General features: G+C 45.7%; 25 protein-coding genes. 6 read left to right on the top strand and 19 right to left on the bottom strand.

Features of this window, described 5'->3' with window-relative positions:
* Nucleotides 1–88 precede the first annotated feature (88 nt).
* The 9 genes from gshAB to trmJ all read right to left on the bottom strand — a co-directional run bounded on the left by gshAB (nt 89) and on the right by trmJ (nt 8,608).
* Nucleotides 89–2,362: a bifunctional glutamate--cysteine ligase GshA/glutathione synthetase GshB gene (gene gshAB, locus CVP04_RS06390; RefSeq protein ID WP_100296679.1), complete on the bottom strand. Its 2,274-nt coding sequence runs from the start codon at nt 2,360–2,362 to the stop codon at nt 89–91.
* Nucleotides 2,363–2,499: 137 nt separating this feature from the next.
* Entirely contained in the window at nt 2,500–2,838 is a 339-nt protein-coding gene (gene fdx / locus CVP04_RS06385; protein WP_100296678.1) for an ISC system 2Fe-2S type ferredoxin, read from the bottom strand.
* A 10-nt stretch (nt 2,839–2,848) separates the two neighbouring features.
* Nucleotides 2,849–4,708, bottom strand: a complete 1,860-nt coding sequence (gene hscA, locus CVP04_RS06380; protein ID WP_100296677.1) for a Fe-S protein assembly chaperone HscA — start codon at nt 4,706–4,708, stop codon at nt 2,849–2,851.
* A gap of 11 nt (nt 4,709–4,719) precedes the next feature.
* Nucleotides 4,720–5,232 (bottom strand): Fe-S protein assembly co-chaperone HscB, encoded by a 513-nt coding sequence (gene hscB / locus CVP04_RS06375; RefSeq protein WP_100296676.1) that lies wholly within the window; start codon nt 5,230–5,232, stop codon nt 4,720–4,722.
* 12 nt (nt 5,233–5,244) lie between these two features.
* A complete protein-coding gene (gene iscA, locus CVP04_RS06370) occupies nt 5,245–5,568 on the bottom strand; it encodes an iron-sulfur cluster assembly protein IscA (RefSeq protein ID WP_100296675.1) in 324 nt (107 codons plus the stop codon).
* 94 nt (nt 5,569–5,662) lie between these two features.
* The gene (iscU, locus tag CVP04_RS06365) at nt 5,663–6,046 is read right to left on the bottom strand and encodes a Fe-S cluster assembly scaffold IscU (RefSeq protein WP_100296674.1); all 384 of its coding nucleotides are present in this window, start codon (nt 6,044–6,046) and stop codon (nt 5,663–5,665) included.
* Nucleotides 6,047–6,091: 45 nt separating this feature from the next.
* Nucleotides 6,092–7,306, bottom strand: coding sequence for an IscS subfamily cysteine desulfurase (locus CVP04_RS06360; protein ID WP_100296673.1), 1,215 nt, complete (start codon nt 7,304–7,306; stop codon nt 6,092–6,094).
* 48 nt (nt 7,307–7,354) lie between these two features.
* Entirely contained in the window at nt 7,355–7,813 is a 459-nt protein-coding gene (gene iscR, locus CVP04_RS06355; protein WP_100296672.1) for a Fe-S cluster assembly transcriptional regulator IscR, read from the bottom strand.
* 75 nt (nt 7,814–7,888) lie between these two features.
* Nucleotides 7,889–8,608 (bottom strand): tRNA (cytosine(32)/uridine(32)-2'-O)-methyltransferase TrmJ, encoded by a 720-nt coding sequence (gene trmJ / locus CVP04_RS06350; protein ID WP_100296843.1) that lies wholly within the window; start codon nt 8,606–8,608, stop codon nt 7,889–7,891.
* A 162-nt stretch (nt 8,609–8,770) separates the two neighbouring features.
* Between trmJ and suhB the strand changes: the two genes are divergently transcribed.
* Nucleotides 8,771–9,574, top strand: a complete 804-nt coding sequence (gene suhB, locus CVP04_RS06345; RefSeq protein ID WP_100296671.1) for an inositol-1-monophosphatase — start codon at nt 8,771–8,773, stop codon at nt 9,572–9,574.
* A gap of 67 nt (nt 9,575–9,641) precedes the next feature.
* Here suhB and cmoB read toward each other — a convergent pair whose 3' ends face one another.
* Both cmoB and putP read right to left on the bottom strand, forming a co-directional pair.
* Nucleotides 9,642–10,607, bottom strand: coding sequence for a tRNA 5-methoxyuridine(34)/uridine 5-oxyacetic acid(34) synthase CmoB (gene cmoB / locus CVP04_RS06340; RefSeq protein WP_100296670.1), 966 nt, complete (start codon nt 10,605–10,607; stop codon nt 9,642–9,644).
* Nucleotides 10,604–12,118 (bottom strand): sodium/proline symporter PutP, encoded by a 1,515-nt coding sequence (putP, locus tag CVP04_RS06335; RefSeq protein ID WP_100296669.1) that lies wholly within the window; start codon nt 12,116–12,118, stop codon nt 10,604–10,606. The genes cmoB and putP overlap by 4 nt, the downstream gene beginning before the upstream one ends.
* 128 nt (nt 12,119–12,246) lie before the next feature.
* On the opposite strand from putP, the gene rng reads away from it, so the two are divergent.
* From rng to CVP04_RS06320, 3 genes are all read left to right on the top strand, one after another.
* On the top strand, nt 12,247–13,722 hold the full coding sequence (gene rng, locus CVP04_RS06330; RefSeq protein ID WP_100296668.1) for a ribonuclease G: 1,476 nt from the start codon (nt 12,247–12,249) through the stop codon (nt 13,720–13,722).
* A gap of 78 nt (nt 13,723–13,800) precedes the next feature.
* Nucleotides 13,801–15,249 carry a metalloprotease TldD gene (gene tldD / locus CVP04_RS06325; protein ID WP_100296667.1) on the top strand — a complete coding sequence of 483 codons (1,449 nt, stop codon included), beginning with the start codon at nt 13,801–13,803 and terminating at the stop codon, nt 15,247–15,249.
* Between the two features lie 85 nt (nt 15,250–15,334).
* Nucleotides 15,335–16,537, top strand: a complete 1,203-nt coding sequence (locus CVP04_RS06320; RefSeq protein ID WP_100296666.1) for an aspartate aminotransferase family protein — start codon at nt 15,335–15,337, stop codon at nt 16,535–16,537.
* A 61-nt stretch (nt 16,538–16,598) separates the two neighbouring features.
* Here the strand turns inward: CVP04_RS06320 and cgtA are convergent, their stop codons facing one another.
* From cgtA to rplU, 6 genes are all read right to left on the bottom strand, one after another.
* A complete protein-coding gene (cgtA, locus tag CVP04_RS06315) occupies nt 16,599–17,771 on the bottom strand; it encodes an Obg family GTPase CgtA (RefSeq protein ID WP_100296665.1) in 1,173 nt (390 codons plus the stop codon).
* Complete coding sequence (locus CVP04_RS06310) at nt 17,768–18,700, bottom strand: DMT family transporter (protein WP_100296664.1); 933 nt, start codon at nt 18,698–18,700, stop codon at nt 17,768–17,770. Before CVP04_RS06310 ends, cgtA begins: the two co-directional genes overlap by 4 nt.
* A gap of 38 nt (nt 18,701–18,738) precedes the next feature.
* Complete coding sequence (locus CVP04_RS06305; RefSeq protein WP_100296663.1) at nt 18,739–19,680, bottom strand: DMT family transporter; 942 nt, start codon at nt 19,678–19,680, stop codon at nt 18,739–18,741.
* Nucleotides 19,681–19,689: 9 nt separating this feature from the next.
* A complete protein-coding gene (locus CVP04_RS06300) occupies nt 19,690–20,604 on the bottom strand; it encodes a DMT family transporter (protein WP_100296662.1) in 915 nt (304 codons plus the stop codon).
* A gap of 192 nt (nt 20,605–20,796) precedes the next feature.
* The gene (gene rpmA / locus CVP04_RS06295) at nt 20,797–21,054 is read right to left on the bottom strand and encodes a 50S ribosomal protein L27 (RefSeq protein WP_100296661.1); all 258 of its coding nucleotides are present in this window, start codon (nt 21,052–21,054) and stop codon (nt 20,797–20,799) included.
* Nucleotides 21,055–21,074: 20 nt separating this feature from the next.
* Nucleotides 21,075–21,386, bottom strand: coding sequence for a 50S ribosomal protein L21 (rplU, locus tag CVP04_RS06290; RefSeq protein WP_078239528.1), 312 nt, complete (start codon nt 21,384–21,386; stop codon nt 21,075–21,077).
* A gap of 215 nt (nt 21,387–21,601) precedes the next feature.
* Between rplU and ispB the strand changes: the two genes are divergently transcribed.
* Together ispB and CVP04_RS06280 are read left to right on the top strand one after the other, a co-directional pair.
* The gene (gene ispB, locus CVP04_RS06285) at nt 21,602–22,594 is read left to right on the top strand and encodes an octaprenyl diphosphate synthase (protein ID WP_100296660.1); all 993 of its coding nucleotides are present in this window, start codon (nt 21,602–21,604) and stop codon (nt 22,592–22,594) included.
* Between the two features lie 78 nt (nt 22,595–22,672).
* Nucleotides 22,673–23,377: an epoxyqueuosine reductase QueH gene (locus CVP04_RS06280; protein WP_100296659.1), complete on the top strand. Its 705-nt coding sequence runs from the start codon at nt 22,673–22,675 to the stop codon at nt 23,375–23,377.
* A gap of 89 nt (nt 23,378–23,466) precedes the next feature.
* On the opposite strand, the gene CVP04_RS06275 is transcribed toward CVP04_RS06280, so the two are convergent.
* On the bottom strand, nt 23,467–24,927 hold the full coding sequence (locus tag CVP04_RS06275; protein ID WP_100296658.1) for a sucrose-specific PTS transporter subunit IIBC: 1,461 nt from the start codon (nt 24,925–24,927) through the stop codon (nt 23,467–23,469).
* Nucleotides 24,928–25,078: 151 nt separating this feature from the next.
* Entirely contained in the window at nt 25,079–26,935 is a 1,857-nt protein-coding gene (locus CVP04_RS06270) for an ATP-binding protein (protein WP_100296657.1), read from the bottom strand.
* Between the last annotated feature and the right edge of the window lie 15 nt (nt 26,936–26,950).

Here is a 26,950-nt window from a genome sequence, read left to right as displayed (position 1 = left end):
GATAATTATAGAACGGTTTGAGAAAAAAGTGCGGTGAATTTCACGACTTTTTTATTCGTCGCATAAATTCACCGCACTTTCATCGGGATTAGCGGATTTCAGGGAATAACATTTTGATGACGTTCTGCGTTAAACGGCGAGATTTACCCGCGTAAGGGAAAATGTGCATCATCATCATCGGGTTAAAGTTCGCTTCAATCACGCCCCAAGAACCGAGATGCGATTCCGCCGGTCGGGTGAGATCCGGAATAATCAGATCCACACCGCACACCGCCGCGCCCATCGCTTTGGTAATTCCCACGGCGATTTGTTTATAACTTTCGTGCATTTCGTCAGTCATATCAATGCTATCGCCGCCGGTGCTAATATTGGAATTAGCGCGCAGTTGTACGCTTTGCCCTTTCGCCGGTACGCTATCCACGGTTAAACCTTGTTCTTTCAGTTGCAACCGTTCGATATCGCCCAAGGCGATTTTTTTCAACGGCGTGCGGCTGCCGTCACCGCGCAGCGGATGATCGTTTTTCATCGCTACTAATTGCGCCACCGTGTGTTCGCCATCGCCGATCACATTCGCCGGCACGCGCAATAATACGGCAAGCGTTTCATCGCCCAGCACGAAAAAGCGATATTCGGTGCCGACCAAATAATCTTCCACCATAATTTCTTTATCTTCACGGAAGGCGATTTCCACCGCTTTGGCGAAATCCTCCCGATTGGCAACGCCTTGTTGGAAAATCGTGATGCCTAACCCGTAATTGGTGGATTTCGGTTTAATCACTACGGCACGCCCTTCAAACAAGGCATAAGAAGCCACTGCTTGTTCCGCCGAGGTAAACTCTACGCTTTGCGGAATATTAAAACCGGCTTTTTGCAGCACTTTTTTGGTGACTACTTTGTTTTCCATAATCAACGGCGAAATATAGCTGTCGTGCGAGGTCATATTACCGTTTTTGACATATTCGATGTGATCGCCGAATTGCAAGCAAAGGAACTGATCGTTCTCGTCCAAAATCTCGGTTTTGATGCCTTTTTGAATTAAATCGAACAATAACGCTTGGGTGGATAATTCCATATTATCGAACGCCGTCAGCGCATAAAAACGCTCGAAAGCTTGCGCTTTGTAGCGTTGCGCCAATTCTGCCCCCAGTTGTTGATAACCGCCTGCTTGTTCGATGGCTTGCACCAAGCGTCCGCACAAGGTTTGTGCCGGATCGGCGAATTGGGCTAGTTTTTCCGTCACGATGTCAACGATTTCCGTCGGCGCATTAATTTCGTTCAACATTGCCAATAAACGATTTAAAATTTCTTCGCCTTCTTGACGATATGCCGTTTGCGATAACGGGTGTTCGAACGCCACTTCTGCTAATCTCGCTTTACCTAATTCGACGCCTTGCTGATCGGCGGTTTCATCCAGCCAAATCATTAACAACACGAAATAACGAATAAATTCCGCATCTTTTAAGCCGATGCCGTAAGGTTCGAACGGGTTTAAATCGAATAATCTGAATTCTAAATATTGAATACCGTTTTGTAGCAATTCGCGCGCTTTTTTCGCGCCGCGTAAACGCACGTTGGAGTAGAATTCTTTTTCGGCGATTAATTTACCGCTTGCCACCCAATGTTCTAAGGTTTCGACGTATTTTTCTACGCTATCGAAAGACACCACAATTTCCGGCGCATTCACATAACCGTATCGACTGGAGCGCAGGCTGCGCACATATTGTCCCAACTGTAAAGGCGAACCGTCTTTGAAATAATCGGCGTCAACCGTCGGCGTGGCGGATAATAAATACAGTAAAATCCATTGGTAACGCAAAAAGTTTTTCGCCATTTTCAGATATAAATCGTTCTGAAAAGCGACCGCACTTTGGTATTCGGTTTGGGCGTTAAATAAGGTGCGGATCAGTTCGGCATCAAGCTGAAAGTTATAATGAATGCCGCTGACCATTTGTTTGTTTTTGCCGTAAGATTCCACCAAATGCTCGCGATACGCCACATCTTCCGGATTATCCAACTGCGCCACTTTGATCTGATCGGCGCTCGGCAAGCCCGCCGGCATACTCAACGGGAAGATATATTCGTTTTCCGGCAAAGATCGCAACACTACTTGATGAATGGCAGAAAGCCAACGTAAGCTGTCTTCCGGTTTCTTATTCGGCGGCGTGATCAATTCCAACTGACTTTCGGCGAAGTCCGTTTGGATATAAGGATGATAAGAACGATTACCGAAGACCTTCGGGTGTTCGGTCGTCACCACCGAACCGTCGGCGTGTACGCGCTGGCTTTCTTTTTCAATTCCGAAAGAGCCTTGTTGAAATAATAAACCGAGCCGGTTGCGTTTAATCGTTTGTTGGATTTTCATAAAATTTCCTTAGCACTCATCGCGAGGGTATATCTCACTCATTATTCAAGGCTATTATTGAAAAGGCAAATAATAAATTTATATGTATTAGACGATTTGACTATAAATAACAAAAGCCTGAAACCTCAGGCTCGTAATCAATGTTCTTCTCTGGCGTGATTTAAGCTGTATTTCGGAATTTCGACCACAAGATCTTCTTTCCCGATTCGGCATTGGCAGCTTAAGCGGCTGTCCACTTCCAAGCCCCAAGCTTTATCCAACATATCGTCTTCTTCGTCGGTGCTTTCGTTTAGGCTGTCGAATCCTTCGCGCACAATGACGTGGCAAGTGGTGCAGGCACAAGATTTATCGCAGGCGTGTTCGATTTCCACGCCGGCTTCCAACGCTACGTCCAATAAATTATCGCCCTCGACGGCATCCACCACCATACCTTCCGGACATAAGGTTTCGTGAGGTAAAAAAATCACTTTCGCCATATATTTTCCCTTAAATTTTTTCAATATCCTGAACGGAATGACCGGACAACGCTCGGCGAACGGATTGATCCATTCGACGCGCGGCAAATTCTTGCGTTGCTTGATCCAACGCTTTAATGCCTTGTTTAATCGCTAAGGCATCCTCTTGTTTCGCCAAATCTTCCAGCGAAACTAACGCATTTTTGACCGCACTTAATTCCTGATCATTTAATAAATTTTCATCTTCACGCAACGCCGAACGCACGCTTTCGATCACGCGCGCCGCTTCCACTCGTTGTTCCGCCAATAAACGCGCTTGAATATCTTGTTTAGCGTTTTCCATTGAAGATTTCAACATTGTGGTAATTTCGTCGTCGGTTAAACCGTATGAAGGTTTCACTTGAATCGAAGATTGCACGCCGGTGGATTTTTCCATTGCCGTTACGCTTAATAAGCCGTCGGCGTCCACTTGATAAGTCACGCGAATATGCGCCGCACCCGCCGCCATTGCCGGAATACCGCGCAAAGTGAAACGCGCCAAGGAACGGCAATCCGCCACCATTTCTCGCTCGCCTTGCACGATATGCACCGTCATCGCGGTTTGTCCGTCTTTAAACGTGGTGAATTCTTGCGCGCGCGCCACCGGAATCATGGTATTACGCGGAATAATTTTTTCCACCAAGCCGCCCATCGTTTCGATGCCTAAAGACAGCGGAATCACATCTAACAGTAACATTTCCGCATCCGGTTTATTGCCGGCTAAAATATCCGCTTGAATCGCCGCGCCAAGGGCGACCACTTTATCCGGATCGATAGCGGTGAGCGGTTGACGACCGAAAAATTCGCCCACTTGTTCGCGCACATAAGGCACGCGCGTCGAACCGCCGACCATTACCACTTCCAGCACATCTTCCGCACGAATGCCCGCGTCTTTCAACGCGCGACGACAAGCTAATAAAGAACGTTTTACCAGCGGTTGAATTAAAGCGTCAAATTGTGATTTTTCCAATTCACCTTGCCAGTCTTTAAAAGTCAAAGCTACGCGCTGGTCTTGGCTTAATTTCACTTTCGCCGCATTTGCCGCTTCAAGCAATTTGCGTTGTTCTTGCGCGTTTTCCGGTTGTTGACCGGATTGTCGAATCACCCAGTCGGCAATGCAATGATCAAAATCATCGCCGCCTAACGCCGTATCGCCGCCGGTCGCCAACACTTCAAATACGCCTTTCGATAAACGCAAAACGGAAATATCAAAGGTGCCGCCGCCGAGATCATAAACGGCAATCACACCTTCTTGTCCGCTATCCAAACCGTAGGCAATCGCCGCCGCCGTCGGTTCGTTCAATAAACGTAACACGTTTAAACCGGCTAATTTCGCGGCGTCTTTGGTACTTTGTCGCTGGGCGTCGTCAAAATATGCAGGAACTGTGATCACCGCACCGGAAAGTTCGCCGCCTAAACGTTGTTCGGCAAGTGCGGTCAGTTTTTTCAAAATTTCTGCCGACACTTCAATCGGGCTTTTCAGTCCTTGCGCCGTTTGCAATAAAGGCAAGCCGTTTTCCGTTTGCGCAAAAATATAAGGCAAAGTCGGATAACGTTGTTGCACGTCCGCCAAGGAGCGCCCGATTAAACGTTTCACCGAAATAATCGTATTATGCGGATCCGCTGCCGCCAATTCGCCTGCTTCGTAGCCGACAATAACTTCGCCGTTCGCTTGAAAATTCACAATGGAGGGGGTTAAAGGGCGATCTTGCGCGTCGGGCAAAATATCCGCCGTTCCGCTGCGAACGGTGGCGACAAGGGAGTTTGTTGTGCCTAAATCGATGCCTATCGCTAATTTTTGTTGATGCGGCGCCGCGCTTTGACCGGGTTCGGCGATTTGCAGTAATGCCATAATTATTCTCTTTAAAAATCCGTTAAATCTTCTTCAATGCGTTCAATATCCGCCGTGAGTTTTTTAATAAAACGTAGTTTATCCGTCAAATTTCGGGCTTGCTGCCATTGTTGCGCGGAAAGTGCGGTGGATAATTGCGTTAAAATATCCTGATAAGATTGATCGATCTGTTGGGAAAATGCGCTTAATTCGTCAAGATCTTGCTGTTGTTCGATGTGTTCCAGTTGTTCGCGCCAGTCCATTTGTTGCATTAAAAACGCCATATCTCGGTTGGTCTGTTCTTCTTGTTCGCCGAGCGCCAAAGCGATAATGCAATCTGCGCGCGAGATCGGATCTTTCAACAGTTGCAAAGCATCATTGATTTCCGCCGATTTTTGCATTGCCAAACGCTGTTCTTGCGCCGAACATTGCGCGAAATTATCCGGATGCAAGGATCTTTGCAATGCCAAATAACGCGCGGAAAGTTGCGCTTGATCCAAAGAAAAATCCACCGGCAGATCAAATAAACTAAAAGGATTCGCCATTTTTCTTCTCGATTATACGTTAAAACTTTCGCCACAACCGCATTGATCTTTGACGTTCGGGTTGCTGAATTTGAAACCTTCGTTTAATCCTTCTTTGACGAAATCCAGTTGCGTGCCGTCTAAATAAACCAAGCTTTTGCTATCCACGATCACTTTCACGCCGTCTTGTTCGAACACTTGATCGTCTTCATTCAATACATCGACGAATTCCAACACATACGCCAAGCCGGAACAGCCTGATGTTTTAATGCCGAGACGTAAACCGATTCCCTTACCGCGGTTGGCTAAGAAGGTTCTTACCCGATTTGCCGCGCTTTCGCTTAATGTAATCGCCATTTAAACTCCAAAAAATAATTTATTTTTGTGAGCGAAACCTTTTTCGCTCGAAATAAAAAGGTTATCGGGCGAAAAAATTTCGCCCTTCGAATCATTATTCGCCTTTTTTGGCTTTGTAGTCGGCAATCGCCGCTTTAATTGCGTCTTCCGCTAAAATAGAACAGTGAATTTTCACCGGCGGCAATTCCAATTCTTCCGCAATTTGGCTGTTTTTGATCGCTTGCGCTTCATCCAAAGATTTGCCTTTCACCCATTCGGTGATAAGCGAGCTGGAGGCAATCGCCGAGCCGCAGCCGTAAGTTTTAAATTTCGCGTCTTCGATAATGCCGCTGTCGTTCACTTTAATTTGCAACTGCATTACGTCGCCGCACGCCGGTGCGCCGACCATTCCGCTGCCGACGCTCGGATCTTTTTTATCAAACGAACCGACATTACGCGGATTCTCATAATGATCGATGACTTTTTCGCTATATGCCATTTTTTGTTCCTCTGTTAATCATTATTATTCGGTATTCAGACCGAATTAGTGGTGCGTCCATTCGATCGAGTTTAAATCGACGCCTTCTTTATACATATCCCAAAGCGGTGATAATTCGCGTAATTTTTCCACCGCACTTTTCACTAAATTAATGGTGTAATCGATTTCTTCCTGTGTGGTGTAACGCCCTAAAGTGAAACGAATCGAGCTGTGCGCGAGTTCGTCGTTTAAGCCTAAGGCGCGTAACACATAAGAAGGCTCCAAACTCGCCGAGGTACAGGCGGAACCGGAGGATACCGCAATATCACGCAACGCCATCATTAAACTTTCGCCTTCCACATAGTTAAAGCTGATGTTTAAATTGTTATCCACACGATGTTCGAGCGAACCGTTGACATAGGTTTCTTCAATATCTTTCAAGCCGTTGTACAAGCTATCGCGCAAGGCTTTTAAGCGCGGCATTTCCATCACCATTTCTTCTTTGCAAATGCGGTACGCCTCGCCCATTCCGACGATTTGGTGCACCGGCAATGTGCCCGAACGCATTCCGCGCTCGTGACCGCCGCCGTGAATAATCGCTTCCAAACGAATACGCGGTTTGCGACGCACATATAACGCGCCGATACCTTTCGGCCCGTATAATTTGTGGCTGGACATCGACATTAAATCCACTTTCAATTCGGCTAAATTAATCGGCAATTTGCCGACGCTTTGCGTAGCGTCAACGTGGAAAACCACTTTACGTTCGCGGCAGATTTCGCCGATTTGCGCAATATCTTGAATTACGCCGATTTCGTTATTAACGTGCATAATCGATACTAAAATCGTGTCTTCGCGAATAGCGGATTTTAGTTCGTCCAAATCGATCAAGCCGTCAGATTTCGGGTTTAAATAAGTCACTTCGAAACCTTCGCGTTCTAATTGGCGACAAGTATCCAACACGGCTTTGTGTTCGGTTTTGCAGGTAATCAAATGTTTACCTTTGGTTTGATAAAAATGCGCTGCGCCTTTAATCGCCAAATTGTCCGCTTCCGTTGCGCCGGAGGTGAAAATAATCTCGCGACTGTCCGCGCCGATTAAATCGGCGATATGATTACGCGCCACATCCACCGCTTCTTCCGCTTGCCAACCGAATTTGTGCGAACGGGACGCCGGATTGCCGAATGTGCCGTCAATGGTTAAATATTCCATCATTTTCTTGGCAACGCGTTCGTCCACCGGACAAGTCGCCGCATAGTCTAAATATATTGGTAATTTCATTTCTCACTCCTAAAAATTCTTGCTTTTTTCACCGCACTTTTGTTTGCGTTATTCGCCGATCATCACCAGATTGTTGAAATCTTCGTGGCTATGTTTATGTTGCCCTTGTTGTTTGCTGACTAGTTCGGCTAAGGTAATATCGTTCAAAAAATCTTCAATTCGCTGACTGAGTTGTTCCCACAAGGAATGGGTTAAGCATTGCGTACCGCCTTGACAATCGCCCTGCCCTAAACAGCGGGTGACGGAAATGTTTTCGTTCACGGCGGCAATAATCATTCCGATGGAAATTTTATCGGTCGGCAAGCCGAGTTGATACCCGCCACCGGGCCCGCGCACGCTTTTAACCAAGCCGTGACGACGCAATTTGGCAAATAGTTGTTCTAGATAAGAAAGGGAAATATGCTGTCTGTCGGAAATATCCGCCAAACTGACCGGTCCGGTTTCGGCATTTAATGCAATATCCAAAATGGCGGTTACTGCATAGCGACCTTTTGACGTAAGTTTCATTTTCTACTTTCCTTTTATTGTTTCTGTAATTGGGCTTGTTGACTATATTACATAACCAACTAAATTAGTCAACTATTATTCCGACGAATCTAATCTTTTTTCCACCGCACTTAACATTCCCATTAGAATATTCAGTTCGTTTTTTTCGATTCCCGTGCGGTGATACAAACGTCTTAATTTCGGTATAACCGCTTGATTTTGAATAAATCCCAGCCGGCGATAAAGCCGCTCGGTTCGGGCGAAAAAATAATCGGTTTCTTGCGCACTCGCTAATTCAACGGCGGGTAAAGTCTCTCGTTGTTCCGTAGCTAAATACGCGGTGCGTAACTCGTAACAAATAATTTGTACCGCCATCGCTAAATTCAAGGAGGAATAATCGGGATTTGCCGGAATGGTTAAATGATAGCGGCATTTTAATAATTCCTCGTTGGTCAAACCGCTGCGTTCGCGCCCGAAAACGATCGCCACGGTTTGATTGGCGGCGGCTATTTCAAGCGTTTTTTGCGCACATTCACGCGGTTCGATTAACGTATTTTGCAAATGACGCAAACGCGCGCTGGTGCCGATCACCAACGCACAATCCGCCACGGCGTCGGAAAAACTGTCGAAAATGACCGCACTTTTCACCACATCTTCGGCGCCCGCAGAAAGCGCCAAGGCTTGTTCGTCAATCCCTTGCTTCGGCGCCACCAAACATAATCGGGTCAATCCCATTGTTTTCATCGCGCGCGCCGCCGAGCCGATATTGCCGCTGTGCGAGGTTTCCACCAGTACGATTTTAATATTTTCTAGCATTTCCATATTATCCGACTTCAATTTGTGGATATGATAACACAATACCCTTGGTTTTTAGTCGGAAATATTAAAATTTTCCGTAATCTTTGCGTTTTTCTCGCTTTTTGACCAAAATTTCACTATAATCGGCGCTCGAATTTGTTCTTTAAATCCGGTGAAACTATGAATCCAATGTTAAATATCGCTATTCGTGCGGCGCGAAAAGCGGGCAATGTTGTTGCTAAAGGTTATGAACGTCGCGATGAAATTCAAACTCTCAGCAAAGGTACAAACGATTTTGTGACCAATATTGATAAAGCGGCGGAAAGCGCCATTATCGAAGTGATTAAAAAATCTTATCCCGATCACACTATTATCGCGGAAGAAAGCGGCGCGTTAGAAGGAAAAGAAAGCGATATTCAATGGATCATCGATCCGCTGGACGGCACGACCAATTTCGTCAAAGGCTTGCCTCACTTCTCCATTTCCATTGCCATTCGCGTGAAAGGACGCACCGAAGTCGGTGTGGTTTACGATCCGATCCGTAACGAACTCTTTACCGCCATTCGCGGCGAAGGCGCCAAATTAAACGAAATGCGTTTGCGCATTGAAAATAAACGCGAATTACAAGGTTGCGTATTGGCGACCGGTTTTCCGTTCAAGAAAACCGCATTAATGCCGCTTCAATTTGCAATGATGAACAGCTTAACCTCAGATGTCGCCGACTTCCGTCGCACCGGTTCCGCCGCCTTAGATTTATGCTACACCGCAGCAGGTCGCGTTGACGGCTATTTCGAAATGGGCGTAAAAGCGTGGGACATCGCCGCCGGCGATCTAATCGCGCGCGAAGCCGGCTGTTTAGTCAGCGATTTCAACGGCGGACATTCCTATTTAACCGCCGGTCATCTCGTCGCCGCCGCACCGCGTTTAGTAAAAGAAATCTTAAATAAAATTCAACCTTGCCTAAACGGCGAATTTAAAGGTTAATCGACTTTCTTATATGGAAAAGGCAATCTTGTTGATTGCCTTTGTTATTTTTAACTCGCCGAATTTTTTATTTGTTCGCTAAAATCACCGCTCTTTTCGGTGCGGGGTAGCCTTCGATGGTTCTGCTGTGATCCGTCGGGTCAAGAAAATCGATTAAACTTTCGTTTTCCAGCCAATCGGTTTTGCGCTGTTCTTCTAAGGTCGTCGGTGCGACATCGACGCAACGCACGTTATTGAAACCGCATTTTTCCAACCAATTAATCAGCGCTGCGACGGAAGGAATGAAATACACGTTTTTCATTTTTGCATAGCGATCCGCCGGCACGAGAACCGTATTTGCATCGCCGTCCACCACTAAGGTTTCTAGCACTAATTCGCCGCCTTTTGTTAGTTGATTTTTTAATTGGGTTAAATGATCCAGCGGCGATTTGCGATGATATAACACGCCCATTGAAAATACCGTATCGAACACGCCCAAAGGTTGCATTGCTTCAATGCCGAGCGGAATCAAATGAGCGCGTTGATCGTTATTCAATAATTTCCGCACCGCTTCGAATTGGCATAAGAACAGTTCCGTCGGATCGATACCGACCACTATTTTTGCACCTTCGCCGACCATTCGCCACATATGATAACCGCTGCCGCAGCCCACATCTAAAATCAGGCGATCTTGTAGCGGCGCCAAATGCGGCAATACGCGTTCCCATTTAAAATCCGAGCGCCATTCGCAATCAATGTGAATGCCGTGCAGATGATAAGGTCCTTTGCGCCAAGGCATTAATTGTTTGAGGTGATAAATGACACGTTGTCGTTCGCCGTCTGCGAGCGGAAAATCCGACTCGGATTTGACCGCACTTTTTAAATCGATTCGATCTGCGTTTAAGTGCGGTAGAAAATCCACGACTTTTGCCCATTTCGCATAATCGCCGTGAGTTTGTTTTTCCCAATTTTTAAGCTGTAACGGCAAGGTTTCTAACCACGCGGACAATTCCGTCGTGGCGATTTGCCGATAAAAGGGACGAAAATCGATCATAGCGCCTCTTTGTATGCTTTTTTCGCTTGTTCAAAGGTATCCAGCACGTTTTGTTCCGGCTTCGGCGAAAGCAGCGACACCAGCACGATCACTACGCAAGCTAAACCGAATCCCGGAATCATTTCATAGACTTGATGCCATTGGCTGCTTTGCGGAATGATTTCCTTCCAGCTAAACACAATAATTGCGCCGGTTAACATTCCCGCCATTGCTGCACTTGAGGTCATACGTTTCCAAAATAGCGAGAATAATACCACCGGCCCGAATGCGCTGCCGAATCCCGCCCACGCGAATTGAACCAACAATAACACTTTGCTGTTTTCGTCTTGTGCGATCCAAATGGCAATGGCAGCGATGACCAACACCATTACACGACCGAGCCAAACTAATTCTTTTTCCGAGGCTTTCGGGCGAATAAAACCTTTATAAAAATCTTCGGTGATCGCACTGGATGAAATCAATAATTGGCAACTTAAGGTACTCATTACCGCGGCTAAAATTGCGGAAAGCAACACGCCGGCAATCCACGGATTAAATAAAAGTTTCGCCAATTCGATGAAGACTTGTTCCGGTTCGTGATTGACTGCCGCCGCGACTTGCGGATTCGCGTAGAAATAAGCGATACCGAAAAAGCCGATGCCCATTGCGCCGGCTAAACATAAAATCATCCACGTGATACTGATACGACGCGCGCTGTTTAAGGATTTCACGCTGTCCGCCGCCATAAAACGCGCTAAAATGTGTGGTTGTCCGAAATAGCCTAATCCCCACGCGGCAAGGCTTAATAAACCGAGTGTAGTCGTACCGTTAAAAATATCAGTGAAATCTTTCTGAGCAGCGGCTTCCGCTTGTGCCAATACGGCGTTGAATTCGCCCGTTCCGCCGAGCGTAATAATGACCATTACCGGCGTTAAAATTAAGGCGAAAATCATTAATGTGGCTTGAATGGTATCCGTCCAGCTCACGGCTAAAAATCCGCCGATAAAGGTATAAGCGATGGTCGCCAAGGCGCCGTACCAAAGTGCGGTCGAATAATCGATAGAAAATAAATTTTGGAATAATTTCGCACCCGCCACCACGCCGGAGGCGCAATAAATAGTGAAGAAAACCAAAATAATGCTCGCCGAGACAATTTTTAACAGGTGATGTTCCGTGCCGAAACGGTTATGGAAATATTCCGGTAACGTCAAAGAATTATTATTAAATTCGGTATAAACCCGCAAACGTCCGGCGACAAGCAACCAGTTGAAATAGGCGCCGACGGTTAAACCGATTGCAATCCAACCTTCTACCAAACCCGCCAAATAAACCGCACCGGGTAAACCCATTAACAACCAGCCCGACATATCGGACGCGCCCGCCGACATTGCGGTAACGAAACTGCCCAAACGGCGACCGCCGAGAATATAATCGGATAAATTGTTGGTGTAATAATATGCCCATACGCCGATCAGCAACATACCTAAAATATATACGACAAATGTAATTATTGTCGGATCCAATCCAAACATTATGACCTCACAATGGCTCTTTTATGCTTAAAAATTTGAGAAAGGTCACATTTTACCTTATTTACTACTATTATTCTATTTTCCTTTTCGCTAGACTAACCGGCAATATCAGTTTTAGGTCAGTTATTATGGAATCAGTCGAATTATTAGTGAACGTCACGCCGAACGAAACTCGTATCGCGCTCGTGGACACAGGGATTTTAAAAGAAGTTCATATCGAACGTCAGGCAAAAAGAGGGATTGTCGGTAACATTTATAAAGGTCGCGTCACCCGCGTGTTACCAGGGATGCAATCGGCATTTGTGGACATCGGTTTGGAAAAAGCTGCATTTTTGCACGCCTCCGACATTGTTTCGCACACCGAATGCGTGGATGAAAACGAAAAGAAACAGTTTATCGTGAAAGACATCGCCGAATTGGTGCGCGAAGGGCAAGATATTGTCGTGCAAGTGGTGAAAGATCCCTTAGGCACCAAGGGCGCACGTTTAACTACGGACATCACGCTACCTTCGCGTTATTTGGTGTTTATGCCGGAAAACAGCCACGTCGGCGTATCGCAACGGATCGAAAGCGAAGAAGAACGCGGGCGATTAAAAGAATTGGTGCTTCCCTTTTGTGACGAATTAGGCGGTTTTATTATTCGCACGGCGGCGGAAGGTGCAACGGAAGAAGATTTGAAACAAGACGCTGATTTTCTCAAACGCTTGTGGCGCAAAGTAATGGAGCGTCGCGGCAAATATCCGACCCGTTCGATGCTGTACGGCGAATTGGCGCTGACGCAACGAGTTTTACGCGATTTTATCGGGGCGGGATTAGAAAAAATCCGCATCGACTCGAAGTTGTGTTTCAACGAAGTCAAACAGTTCACCGAAGAATTTATGCCGACTTTAACGGATAAATTGGTGCTGTATTCGGGCAATCAACCGCTGTTTGACGTCTATGGCGTCGAATCGGCAATTCAAACCGCTTTGGATACGCGGGTGAATTTGAAATCCGGCGGCTATTTAATTATCGAACAAACCGAAGCGATGACCACCATCGATATTAATACCGGCGCATTCGTCGGGCATCGTAATTTGGAAGAAACCATTTTCAACACCAATATCGAAGCCACCAAAGCCATTGCGCAACAGCTTCAACTGCGCAATTTAGGCGGGATTATCATCATCGACTTTATTGATATGCAAACAGAAGAACACCGTAGTCGCGTGTTGGAATCCTTACAGGAAGCCTTATCCAAAGATCGCGTTAAAACCAACGTCAACGGCTTTACGCAGCTGGGTTTGGTGGAAATGACGCGCAAACGCACACGCGAAAGTTTGGAGCACGTTTTATGCGGCGAATGTCCGGCTTGTAAAGGGCGCGGACGGGTTAAAACCGTGGAAACCGTTTGTTACGAAATTATGCGGGAAATCATTCGCGTCCATCATTTATTCGCCAGCGAGCAATTTGTGGTTTACGCCTCAAGAGCCGTCGCCGATTATTTGATTAACGAAGAAAGTCACGGCTTGGTTGCCGAATTGGAGGTCTTTATCGGCAAACAAATTCAAATTAAAACCGAAGTTTTCTATAATCAGGAACAATTCGACGTCGTTGTGATGTAAAATACGAAAAAAATCACCGCACTTTTATATTCAACAAAAGGACGCTGCGGCGTCCTTATTTATTAAATCGAGAAAAAGATGTTAAACCAAGTGACCCAATCCTTATTAGCGCCCGGCAATTTGTCCGAACGCGAACTCGCTAACGTTTTCGATATTCTTTCCCATCGTAATATCGATTACGCCGATCTCTATTTTCAACACAGCCAAGATGAAAATTGGGTGCTGGAAGATCGCATTATTAAAGAAGGCGGTTTCCATATTGATCGCGGCGTCGGCGTACGTGCTGTCAGCGGCGAAAAAACCGGTTTCGCCTATTCGGATCAAATCAGCCTTGCAGGTTTGCAACAATGTGCGCAAGCGGCGAAAGGTATCGCTCAACCGCAACAAGGCAACATTATCACGCCAGCGCAATTTAATGCGGTACATCCCGTTTTGCGCTATCAGCCAATCAATCCGCTCGACAGTTTAAGTAAAGCGCAAAAAATCGAGTTGCTGCATTTGGTGGATAACACCGCTCGCGCAGAAGATCCGCGCGTCAGCCAAGTATCGGCGAGTATCAGTTCCGTTTATGAAGAAATTTTAGTTGCCGCTACCGACGGCACGTTTGCCGCCGATATTCGCCCGTTAGTCCGCCTGTCGGTTTCCGTGTTAGTGGAACAAGACGGCAAGCGTGAGCGCGGCAGCGCCGGTTGCGGCGGACGATTCGGCTTGGATTGGTTCTTACAACCTTATCAAGGCGAAATTCGTGCGGTTTATTTTGCCAAAGAAGCCGTTCGCCAAGCCTTAGTCAACTTAAACGCCGTTGCCGCGCCCGCCGGTTCAATGCCGGTGATTTTGGGCGCCGGTTGGCCGGGCGTATTATTACACGAAGCCGTCGGACACGGGTTAGAAGGCGATTTTAATCGCAAAGAAAGCTCATTGTTCAGCGGTAAAATCGGCGAATTGGTCACTTCGCCGCTTTGCACGATTGTGGATGACGGCACGCTCGCGGATCGTCGCGGTTCCCTCACCATTGATGACGAAGGCGTGCCCGGTCAATATAACGTATTGATTAAAGACGGCGTTTTACAAGGTTATATGCAAGATAAAATGAATGCGCGTTTAATGGGCGTGGCGCCGACCGGCAACGGACGCCGCGAATCTTACGCCCATTTACCGATGCCGCGAATGACCAACACTTATATGTTAGCGGGACAAAGCCGCTTCGAAGATTTAATCGCCTCCGTAGATCACGGCATTTTTGCACCGCACTTCGGCGGCGGACAAGTGGATATTACTTCCGGAAAATTCGTGTTTTCCACTTCGGAAGCCTATTTAATCGAAAAAGGCAAAATCACCAAACCGGTGAAAGGCGCAACCTTAATCGGCAGCGGCATTGAAGTTATGCAAAATGTATCAATGGTTGCGGATAATCCCGAATTGGATCACGGTGTCGGCGTGTGCGGCAAAGAGGGACAAAGCGTGCCGGTGGGCGTCGGTCAGCCGGCATTAAAAATCGATCGCATTACCGTCGGTGGGACACAATAATTTTGAATTTTTATTCATTTATTTGACTAGATATTCATTTAGGATTATGCTGTGAAAAACAATTCGCAATAGAAGGACAATGCAAATGACACAATATACCCGCCAAACCTTTAACGAAGTAATGATTCAAAATTATGCGCCCGCCGATTTTATTCCGGTCAGGGGCAAAGGTTGTCGTGTTTGGGATCAAACGGGACGCGAATACATCGATTTTACCAGCGGGATTGCCGTCAACGCGTTGGGACATTGTCCTGACGAACTGATTGAGGTGCTAAAAAGCCAAGGCGAAACCCTCTGGCATTCCAGCAACTGGTTTACCAGCGAACCTACATTAGCGCTAGCAACTAAATTAACCGAAAAAACCTTCGCCGATCGCGTAATGTTCGTCAATTCGGGTGCCGAAGCCAACGAAGCCGCGCTAAAACTGGCGCGTCGTTATGCGGTGGATCATTTCGGAGCGCAAAAAAGCAAAATTATTTCCTTTAAACAAAGTTTTCACGGCAGAACCTTATTCACCGTCAGTGTCGGCGGTCAAGCCAAATATTCAGACGGATTCGGCCCGAAGCCCGCCGATATCGTTCACGTGCCTTTTAATGATTTAGCGGCGGTGAAAGCGGTTATCGATGATCACACTTGCGCAGTGATCGTAGAACCGATTCAAGGCGAAAGCGGGGTTCAACCGGCGACACAAGAATTTTTGCAAGGATTACGCCAATTATGCGACGAAAATAATGCGCTGTTAATTTTCGACGAAGTTCAAACCGGCGTCAGCCGCACCGGTTATTTTTACGCCTATATGAAATATGGCGTGACACCGGACATCCTCACTTCCGCCAAAGCCTTGGCGAACGGTTTCCCGATCGGCGCGATGATGACAACCCACGACATCGCCGCCAGCTTCTCACCGGGCGTGCACGGCACAACCTTCGGCGGCAACCCGTTGGCTTGCGCCATTGCCTCGAAAGTGGTGGATATTTTATCCGCGCCGGAATTTCTCGCCGAAGTAAACCGCACTTCACAGCAATTTATCGGCGAATTGGCAAAAATGAACGAAAAATATGGACTATTTAAACAAATTCGCGGCGAAGGATTATTAATCGGCGCGGAACTTGTCGAACAATACGCCGGAAAAGCCGCCGAATTTGTTAAAAAAGCAGCGGACAAAGGGTTAATGATCTTGGTTGCAGGTCCAAATGTGCTACGTTTTGCCCCAGCCTTAAATATTTCGCAAACGGAACTGGCGGAAGGATTAAAACGATTGGAAAGCGTTTTTGCCGAAATCGACTAATTATCTGAATAATAAAGAAAAAGTGCGGTGATTTTTACCGCACTTTTAGCTTTTAGCCGAATTAAGGCTTGTAGATAATTTCCACGCCTTCTTCATCTTCTTCCGACCAATCATCCCAATCGTCGTCATCTTCATCATCAAAATGTTCGGCGAGTTGTTCTTGGTGATAGTCATCCCATTTGAATTTCACTTCGGTTTCTTTTTCAATCGGGCTTTCTTCTTGACGCGGATTGGCTTCAATGAAGTCCATAATGTCGCGACAAAGTGGTGCGACGTTTTTGCCGGTAACGGCGGAAATCAAATAATAATCCTCTTCCCACCCTAACCGTTCGGCAATTTCTTTTGCACGGGTTTCGGCTTCTTCGTCGCTCATCGTATCAATTTTATTGAACACCAACCAGCGCGGTTTGTCCGCTAATTTTTCGCTGTATTGATACAATTCCGTTTCAATAATCGCCACATTATCCGCCGGATCCGTTTCATCGATCGGCGCAATATCCACCAAATGAATCAATACGCGACAACGTTCCAAATGTTTTAAGAAACGAATACCCAGTCCCGCACCTTCGGACGCCCCTTCGATCAAGCCCGGTATATCGGCGATCACGAAACTGCGATTGGCATCGACGCGCGCAACGCCGAGGCTTGGCACTAAGGTGGTGAACGGATAATCCGCCACTTTCGGTTTTGCCGCCGAAACGGCACGGATAAAGGTGGATTTGCCCGCATTCGGTAAGCCCAACATTCCCACATCCGCCAATAACATTAATTCCAGTTGTAAATCACGTTTTTCGCCCGGTGTGCCGTTGGTTTTTTGACGCGGCGCGCGATTTACGGAAGATTTAAACCGTGTGTTGCCTAAACCGTGGTAACCGCCTTTCGCAATCAGCATTTTGGCGCCGTGTTTGGTTAAATCGCCTAACACTTCTTTGGTGTCGTTATCAATCGCGCGCGTGCCCACCGGTACGCGTAAGGTAATATCTTTGCCGCGACGTCCCGTACAATCGGAGCTGCGTCCGTTTTCACCGCGTTCGGCAGCAAAGCGTTTTTCAAAACGGTAATCGATTAACGTATTTAAATTTTCATCGGCAATCAAATACACATCGCCGCCATCACCGCCGTCACCGCCGTCCGGCCCGCCTTTCGGGATGTATTTTTCCCGTCGGAAACTGATACATCCGTTACCGCCGTCACCCGCTTCTACGCGAATTAAGGCTTCATCAATAAATTTCATTTTGTCTCCTCATTGTTATTCTTGATTAATTTGTGTCCGATTGCCGATAATATAGTTCCCGCAACGACAATCAATGCGCCGATATAACTGAGTAAATTCATATCCGGCGCTGCAAATAAATTCGGGTAAAGGTTGTGTCCGATAATGGAAAAAATCATCGTAAAAATCGGTAATAAAATCGTCACGACGCTCACTTTAGACGCTTCCCAATGCTTAAGCGCTTCCCCATAAGCACCATAGCCGATTAAGGTATTTAAACAACAAAAAATAAAACAACCTAAAGCAAAGCCGTTTAGAGCGTAAAATTGCGTCGGTTGCGCAAAAGGTGTTAATAAAAGCGCGCAGCCGAGATAAATAATGCATAAAATTTGTTGCGAGCTGAACGTTTCCGACAACATTTTTTGGCTAATGCCGTAAAGCACCCAGATTACCGCCGCCATTGCGCCGATAACTATACCATAAGCGTATGCGCCTAATTGTAAAATTTCGTCAAAATGATCATTAAAGAACGCAACTAATCCGATAATCAATAAAGCGAAACCGATTTTTTGGTGGATTGCAAATTTTTCTCGAAAAATCACAACACCGCATAATATCATCGTAAAGGGCGCGAGTTGCCATAAAACTTGGTTCGTCGTCGGTGAAATATAATGTAAGGCATAGCTGAATAAAAAGAAATTCACTGCCAATCCGATGGCGCCAAGCACGCAAAACATTTTCAAGCGGCGGCTTAGTGCGGTTAATTTCGGCAATTTTCCGCTTAAACGCAATACAATGAATAATACTAATCCGGCGATCATAAAGCGAAACCATACCAAGGTCTGCGCGTCCATCGCAACCAATACCTGTTTTACCGCAATCGGTAGCGCGCCCCACATAGCGCTTGCCAATAAAGCTAAAGAAAATCCGAGCATAGGTTTTTGTTTCATCGTCATTATCCTTGTAAAATCCACCGCACTTTATGCAATCACGACCGTGTTTTTTTCCGATATTTCGTGCCGATAAGTTTATGCCCGATCGCAGAAGTCATCGCGCCGAATACCACGATAAATGCGCCCAAATAGCTCAATGAATTTAATTCGGGCGCAGAAAAATGTGCCGGCGAAAGGTGGTGTGCAATATGGGAAAATAAAATGGTGAAAAGCGGTACCAACGTAATCACCACGCTCACCTTCGCCACATCCCAGCGATTTAAGGCTTCGGCATAAGCACCGTATCCGACTAATGTATTAAGGCAACAATAAATAAAGCAGGCTAAGGTGAACCCGCTCAAATTTCGGATTTGCTCGAATTCGGCAAAAGGTGTAAATAACAATGCGCAACCAAAATAGATCAGTAACAAAACTTGTTGACTGCTGAATCGGCGTAACATTATTTTTTGCGCCAAGCCGTAAGCTACCCAAATAAACGCCGCACTTACGCTCAATATGACACCGATAAAATAAGCATTCATTCCGCCGACCAGATCTTTGACGCGATCGTTAAAAAATAAGCCTAAACCGATAATCAAAATCGCTAAGCCGATTTTTTGGTGAAACCCTAATTTTTCTTTAAAGATTACCACGCCGCACAATAACATCATAAAAGAAGACAAGTGAATAAAAATTTGCGCGACCGAAGGCTCGATAAAGCGAAGCGAGGAATTAAATAATGAAAAGTTACCAGCAAGTCCGATTGTACCGAGCACCGCCAATCCCACATAATAGCGATTGAATTGCGCGAATTTCGGCAATTTTTTACTGAATCCGAGCAATAAAAATAAGGCGCTGCTCGCCACCACAAAACGATACCAGACGATCGTTTGCGTGTTCATCGCGGTTAGCACTTGTTTTAAGGCAAGCGGTAACGATCCCCACGCCATCGTGCAAGTTAAGGCGAAAAGAAATCCTAATACCGGCTGTTGTTTCATTTTATCTTCCTATTTTTTGATAAATTTATGTCCTAGGGCGGAGAAAAGCGCGCCCGATACGACAAAAATCGCGCCGCAATAGCTGATCCAATTTAATTCGACCGGTGAAAAATACGTCGGGCTAATCATTACCGCCAAATGGGAAAAAATTAGCGTGAATACCGGTATTTGGGTCAAAATCGCACTGACTTTCGAAATATCCCAACGATTTAACGCTTCGGCATAGCAACCGTAAGCAATAATGGTATTAACACCGGAAAGCAATAAACAAACCAGTTGAAAACCGTCCAAGGCGGAAATTTGCGGAATATCCGCAATCGGCGTGAAAACTAACGCGCAACCGATATAAATCATCAATAAGATTTGCTGCGAACTGAATTTTGCCAATAATAATTTTTGTGAAATCGCATAGATCACCCAGACAAAGCTGGAAGAAACCATTAAAATCACGCCTTTAGAATACACATTCAGCTGTAAAAAATCATCAAAGCGTTCGTTAAAAAAGAGAATTAACCCGAAACTTAAGACCGCCAAACCGATTTTTTGGTGCAATCCCATTTTTTCTTTGAACAGTAATACGCCGACGATAAGCATAATAAAGGAAGAAAGCGGGCTTAATACTTGGCTGGTTGTCGGCGGAATATATTTTAACGCCAAATTATATAAGAAAAAATTCACCGCTAAACCGGCGATACCTAACGTTAATAACAGAACGTCTCTCCGGCTAAACTTATGCAAGCGCGGAATTTTGCCGCCGATACCCAATAATATCAACAATCCGACGGCGGCAAGAGCGAAACGATACCACACCGAAGTTTCGACATCCATTACTTTCACGACTTGTTGAACGAATATCGGCAGACTACTCCACATAAACGCAGCCGTTAAACCCAGTAAAAAGCCGATTAAAGGTTGTTGTTTCATCAGTATCTACCTTATGGCTGAAATCCCGCCATCCATAGCGAATAATTAATTAGGTGAGACATAATCTCATTTTGCTCGGAACAACGCATAGTCTCTCGATTCGGTGCGGTTCCGCGTGTTGAAACATAGGTATTCTTCAATAAAAAAAGCCTCACAAGACTGTGAGGCATTTTATTCTTAAGTTGAAAGGAATTAGTCGGCAATAATACTTACATATTTACGACTTTTTTCACCTTTCACTTCAAATTTTACTTTACCGTCAGCCGTTGCGAATAAAGTGTGGTCTTTACCCATACCAACGTTTGTGCCCGCGTGGAATTTCGTACCACGTTGACGAACAATGATGCTACCTGCTAATACGGATTCGCCGCCGAAACGTTTAACACCAAGGCGTTTAGCTTCAGAATCACGACCGTTACGAGTTGAACCACCAGCTTTTTTAGTTGCCATCTTCTATAACTCCTCTGAAATTATGCTTGAATCCCAGTGATTTTCACTTCTGTGAACCACTGACGATGACCTTGTTGTTTACGACTGTGTTTACGACGACGGAATTTAACGATTTTAACTTTATCGCCACGACCGTGTGCAACCACTTCAGCCACTACTTTACCGCCGGCAACAACCGGGGCACCGATTTTAACATCTTCACCGTTAACGACCATTAACACTGAGTCAAACTCAACCGTTTCACCGGTTGCCACTTCAAGTTTTTCTAAACGAACTACTTGACCTTCGCTGACACGGTGTTGTTTACCGCCACTTTGAAAAACTGCGTACATAAATACTCCGCTATACATCGTGCCTATATGTTAATCCATTCGGCACATAAAAATTCATATAAATAGGTCGCAAATTCTACGGAAAAAACGTGCCGATAGCAAGAACTTATTTGCGATAAAATAAAAAAATTCCGATTTTTCACAGTTTGATTTCAGAAACCGAAGAAAATCGGGTAAAATCAACCGCACTTTCAGTTGATTAATGAACGAATACAATGGCAGAAAAGATAAACTTAACGGATATGAAAACCATCCAATCCCTGATTAATGCGGATATGCAAAAAGTGAATGCGGAAATTTTAGCGCAATTAAATTCCGACGTCGCGTTAATCAATCAACTCGGCTATTACATTATTCAAAGCGGCGGTAAACGCATTCGTCCGATGATTGCGTTGCTTGCGGCGCGCGCCTTAGGGCATCAAGGCGACGAACAAATCACTTGCGCCGCCTTTATCGAATTCATCCATACGGCGACGCTATTGCACGACGATGTAGTGGACGAATCGGATATGCGTCGCGGTAATCCGACGGCAAACGCCGAATTCGGCAATGCCGCCAGCGTATTGGTCGGCGATTTCATTTATACGCGTGCCTTTCAGTTAATGACGAAGTTGAATTCGTTAAAAGTCTTGCAAGTGATGTCCGACGCCACCAATGTAATCGCAGAAGGCGAAGTGCAACAGCTGATGAACGTGAATGATCCGAACACTACGGAAGAAAATTATATGCGTGTCATCTACAGCAAAACCGCGCGTTTATTCGAAGTGGCGACCCAATGCGCCGCCATTGTGGCAAATGCGGACGCACAACAAGAAAAAGCGCTGCAAGATTACGGTCGCTATTTGGGCACGGCATTTCAGTTGGTGGATGACGTTTTGGATTACAGCGCCAATGCGCAAGCTTTAGGTAAAAATGTGGGTGACGATTTGGCGGAAGGCAAACCGACCTTGCCGTTACTTCACGCAATGCATCAAGGCAATCCGGCACAATCCGCACTGATTCGCGATGCCATAGAACAAGGCGGAAAACGTGAAATTTTGGATCAAGTTCTTGCCATTATGGAAGAACATCATTCGTTAGATTACGCAATGCAACGCGCGAAACAAGAAGCGCAAAAAGCCGTTGATGCCATTGCATTTTTACCGGAAAGCGATTATAAACAAGCCCTTGTTTCATTGGCTTATTTATCCGTCGATCGCCAATATTAACCTTTTGATTAATACGACAAAAACGGGAATTACGCACGGCATAATTTCCGTTTTATTCTTTTTTTTAACGGAACTTTTATGATAGAAACTGAAAACTCACGAATTAAAAAAACGCGTAAAGGCAAAGATCCTAACGCGCCTTTCGTCAGACAAAAATTAATTCTGCCGAATGGTTACAATAAGTTATTGCTGCATACTTGCTGTGCGCCTTGTTCCGGCGAGATTATTCAGGCGGTAATGGCGTCCGATGTGGAATTTACCATTTATTTTTATAACCCGAACATTCATCCGCAGAAAGAATATTTAATCCGCAAAGATGAAAACAAGCGTTTTGCCGATAAAAACGGCATTCCTTTCGTGGATGCGGATTACGATCGGCAAAATTGGTTCGAACGCACGCAAGGATTGGAAAACGAACCGGAGCGCGGCAAACGCTGCACGGTTTGCTTTGATATGCGTTTGGAACGCACTGCATTATACGCACACGAAAACGGTTTTCCGCTGTTTGCCACCAGCTTAGGCATTTCTCGCTGGAAAAATATGGAACAAGTATATGATTGCGGTCGCCGCGCCGCCGCGCGCTACGATGACGTAATGTTTTGGGATTTCAACTGGCGTAAAGACGGCGGCTCCGCCCGTTCGGACAAATTACGTAAAGAAGAAGGATTCTATAAACAAGAATATTGCGGCTGCGTATATTCGTTACGCGATGCCAATAAATGGCGGGAAGAAACCGGTCGGCAAAAAATCGAAATCGGCAAAGTGTTTTATAGTCTTGACTAAAACGAACAGCTATCGACAAAAAACGCTATCCAAAAAGACCGCACTTTTGCAAGTGCGGTCTTTTTTCATTGTTTTTAACTCAAGATCAATTAAGCTTTCACTTGCGCTCTTTTAACCATAATGACGGAAAGCGTGAAGGCAACGACGAAAGAAATCAACATACCGATGCTGTACATTGCCAAGCTATCCGGTTTAATGGACGGAATACCTAAGAAACCGGCGGCGCCTAAGGCTTGCGCTTTTACGTTAAAGAAGGCGATAAATGCGCTGGATAAACCGGAACCGATCATTGCTGCTAAGAAGGCTTGACGATAACGTAAGTTCACCCCGAACATTGCCGGTTCGGTAATACCTAACAACGCCGATACGCCGGAAGGAATCGCCAAACCGCGCACTTTCGGATCTTTCATTGCAAACGCCACGCCCAAACAAGCCGCGCCTTGTGCAATATTAGACATTGCCGCGATCGGGAAGATAAATGTTCCGCCGGATAACGACATATTGGATAATAATTGAGTTTCCACCGCGATAAAGGTTTGGTGCATACCGGTGATTACGATCGGTGCGTAGAAAGTACCGAACACGCCGCCGCCGATAAAGCCTAAAGTATCGTATAACCAAGTTAAACCGCGAGTGATTAAATCCCCTGCTTCACGACCTAAAGGCCCGATGATAGTAAAGGCTAATAAACCGGCGATAAATAACGAGAAAAGCGGTGTCACCAAGTTATCTAAATAAGACGGGACGAATTTGCGGAAGGTTTTTTCCAAGGTCGCCAACACCCACGCGGAAACCAAGGTCGGAATCACGGTGCCTTGATAACCGACTTTTTCGATCTCCAAGCCGAGTACGTTCCAGTAAGTGATTTTACCTTGCGCTGCGGTTAAGGCATAGTTCCAACCGTCTGCCAATGCAGGGTGAACCAACAACATCCCTAATGCCGCACCTAAGAACGGATTTCCGCCGAATTTACGCGTCGCGGAGAAACCGAGCAACACCGGCAAAAACACAAACGGCGCATTCGCGATCGTATTAATAAAATCTACCAAGTCGGAATATTGCGGAAATTTGTCCACCACGGAAAAACCGCTGATTGCCGCACCGGCATCGCGCAGTTCTTGCGGAACATCCCAGAAGAAACCTTGCGCGGTCAGCATACTGTGAATACCCATCAACAAACCGCCGGCAACGATAGCCGGAATAATCGGCACGAAAATATCCGCTAAACCTTTCACGATTTGCATTAGGAAATTTTGTTTTTCCGCACTTGCCGCCGCTACTTCGTTTTTGGTCATATCGCCCATATTCAATAAGCTCGACATTTCCGCGTGAACCTTATTCACCGTACCGGAACCGAAAATAATTTGATACTGACCGGAAACGGAAAATTGACCTTTCACGCCTTCGATATTTTCGATCGCTTCTTTGTCAACTTTTCCTTCGTCTTTTAACACAATGCGCAATCTCGTCGCACAATGGGCCAAGGCACTAATATTTTCTTTGCCGCCAAGTTTTTCTATCACTTGTTGCGCAATCTTAGGGAAGTTCATAGAGGTTCTCCTGAGGTTGTTAACTAAATTAGCGGAATTCTAACTAAAACGGTTAAGCGAGACCAGCTAAATCGGTAAAAATTCGCTATTTTTATGATCAAGTTCTAAAAATTCGCATATTTTTTCTACCGCATTGATCCAAACGGTGTATTCACCCGCCTTGTCCGTCAAGCCATTGCAACAAATTCTCCGTATCCGTCGCCCAATTTCGCTCCAATAGATTAATCCATTGATCAATATTTTCCGCCCATTCGGGATCTTCATCATTTTGTGCTTCGGCAGCAATTAATTGAAGTCGTTTTAATCCCACCGACGCCGCCGCGCCTTTCATTTTATGCGCAACGGAGGCAACCGCCGATTTGCCTTTCGGATCTTGTTGATAAGCACGATATGCCGACAACAATTCGTTCATATAATCAGGCATCATTTGCTGAAATAATAAGACGTTTTTCTTCACAAATTCCACGCCTAGCATTTCAATGAGCTGCGCGAGCATCGTCACGTCAAAATCATCGTTTTCTTGTTCGTCGCGCACAGCGAACGTACTCACCGGTGTCGAGAGTTCCTCACCGAAATATTCCGCCAAACAATGGGTTAACTCATCTAACGAAAGCGGCTTGCGCAATACGTCGTCCATTCCCTTGCGACGATATTCGTTTTTATCTTGCATCACATTCGCCGTCAGTGCGATAAGCGGCGGCAAGAAATCATATATGCCGTTTTCATAATTCTGCCGTAGTCGTGCGGCAATATCAAAACCGGACATATCCGGCAACTGAATATCAAGCAACAACAGATCGTAATAATTATGCTCGAATTTTTCGATCGCCTCACGTCCGGTCATCGCCACATCCACGAAATAGCCGAGTTTTTCCAAAATAGATTTGGCAACAATGACGTTTACTTCAATGTCTTCAACCAGCAAAATACTCAATGTCAACGGAATGTTATTGCGTGCTTCCAACGGTTTTTCCACTTCTTCGGCGTGCAAAGTCAAGGTAAAGGTCGAACCTTTTCCGACTTCGCTACTCACAGTCAAATCACCGCCCATTAGATTCGCGATAATTTTCGACACCGCCAAACCGATCCCGCTGCCCGCCGGCTTATTCTCGCCGGATTGCACTTGATAATACATCGTAAAGATTTTATCCAGCTCCATCGGTGCAATACCAATACCCGTATCCGACAACGAAAACGAATAGGTTTGCGGCGAAATTCGTTTCACCGTTAAACGAATTTCACCCTCGGCGGTAAATTTCACCGCGTTACCGATTAAATTCCATAAAACCTGACTTAACCTCGCGTTATCCAACATTAGCCAATTCGGCAAATTTTCTTCCGCTTCAAGGGAAAAACGCAAATGACGTTGTTCCGCCATTAACGTGGCGAAATTAGTAATATCGCTTAAAAAGCTTTGGAAATCCGTTTCTTTGCGATTTAATTCGATCTTTTGCGCATCTATTTTTTCTAAATCGATAATATCGCTGAAAATATGTCCGAGAGAAATGGCACTGACATTGATAGTTTTCAGATAGTTTCGTTGCTGTTCACTAAGTTGCCCGTCCAACAAAATACGACTTAATCCGATAATACCGTTTAACGGCGTGCGAAGTTCGTGGCTAATGGTAGTCATTAATGCGGTTTTGTCGCGATTATTTTGTTCGAGATGATTTAACGCGTCGGAAAGTTTATTTTCGGCTAAAATACGCTCGGACACTTCGGTGCGCAAACTGCTGACCAAATTCGCCAAATCAATACGAGATTTTTCCAATTTTTCCACCAACAAGGTGAAAAAATAAATCACAAACGGCGCGGAAATAAGACCAAAAATCACCGAACGAATCACATCGCTCCAATAAATTGTTCCGAACACGCAAAAACTGACTAAAATTTGCGTACAAAGCGCAAGCACCGCCAAAATACACACGCCCAACAGGGAAAAACGGATGCGTCCCAGCCGAATCACCCAATCCACATAGCGCTGCGCAAAATGTTTAAAATTCTTCATAACATCATTAATCCG

This window comes from Caviibacterium pharyngocola (assembly GCF_002795405.1).
Taxonomy (GTDB): domain Bacteria; phylum Pseudomonadota; class Gammaproteobacteria; order Enterobacterales; family Pasteurellaceae; genus Caviibacterium; species Caviibacterium pharyngocola.
The sequence above is the reverse complement of the archived record's forward strand: the minus strand, read 5'-3'. Positions and strand labels throughout refer to the sequence as shown.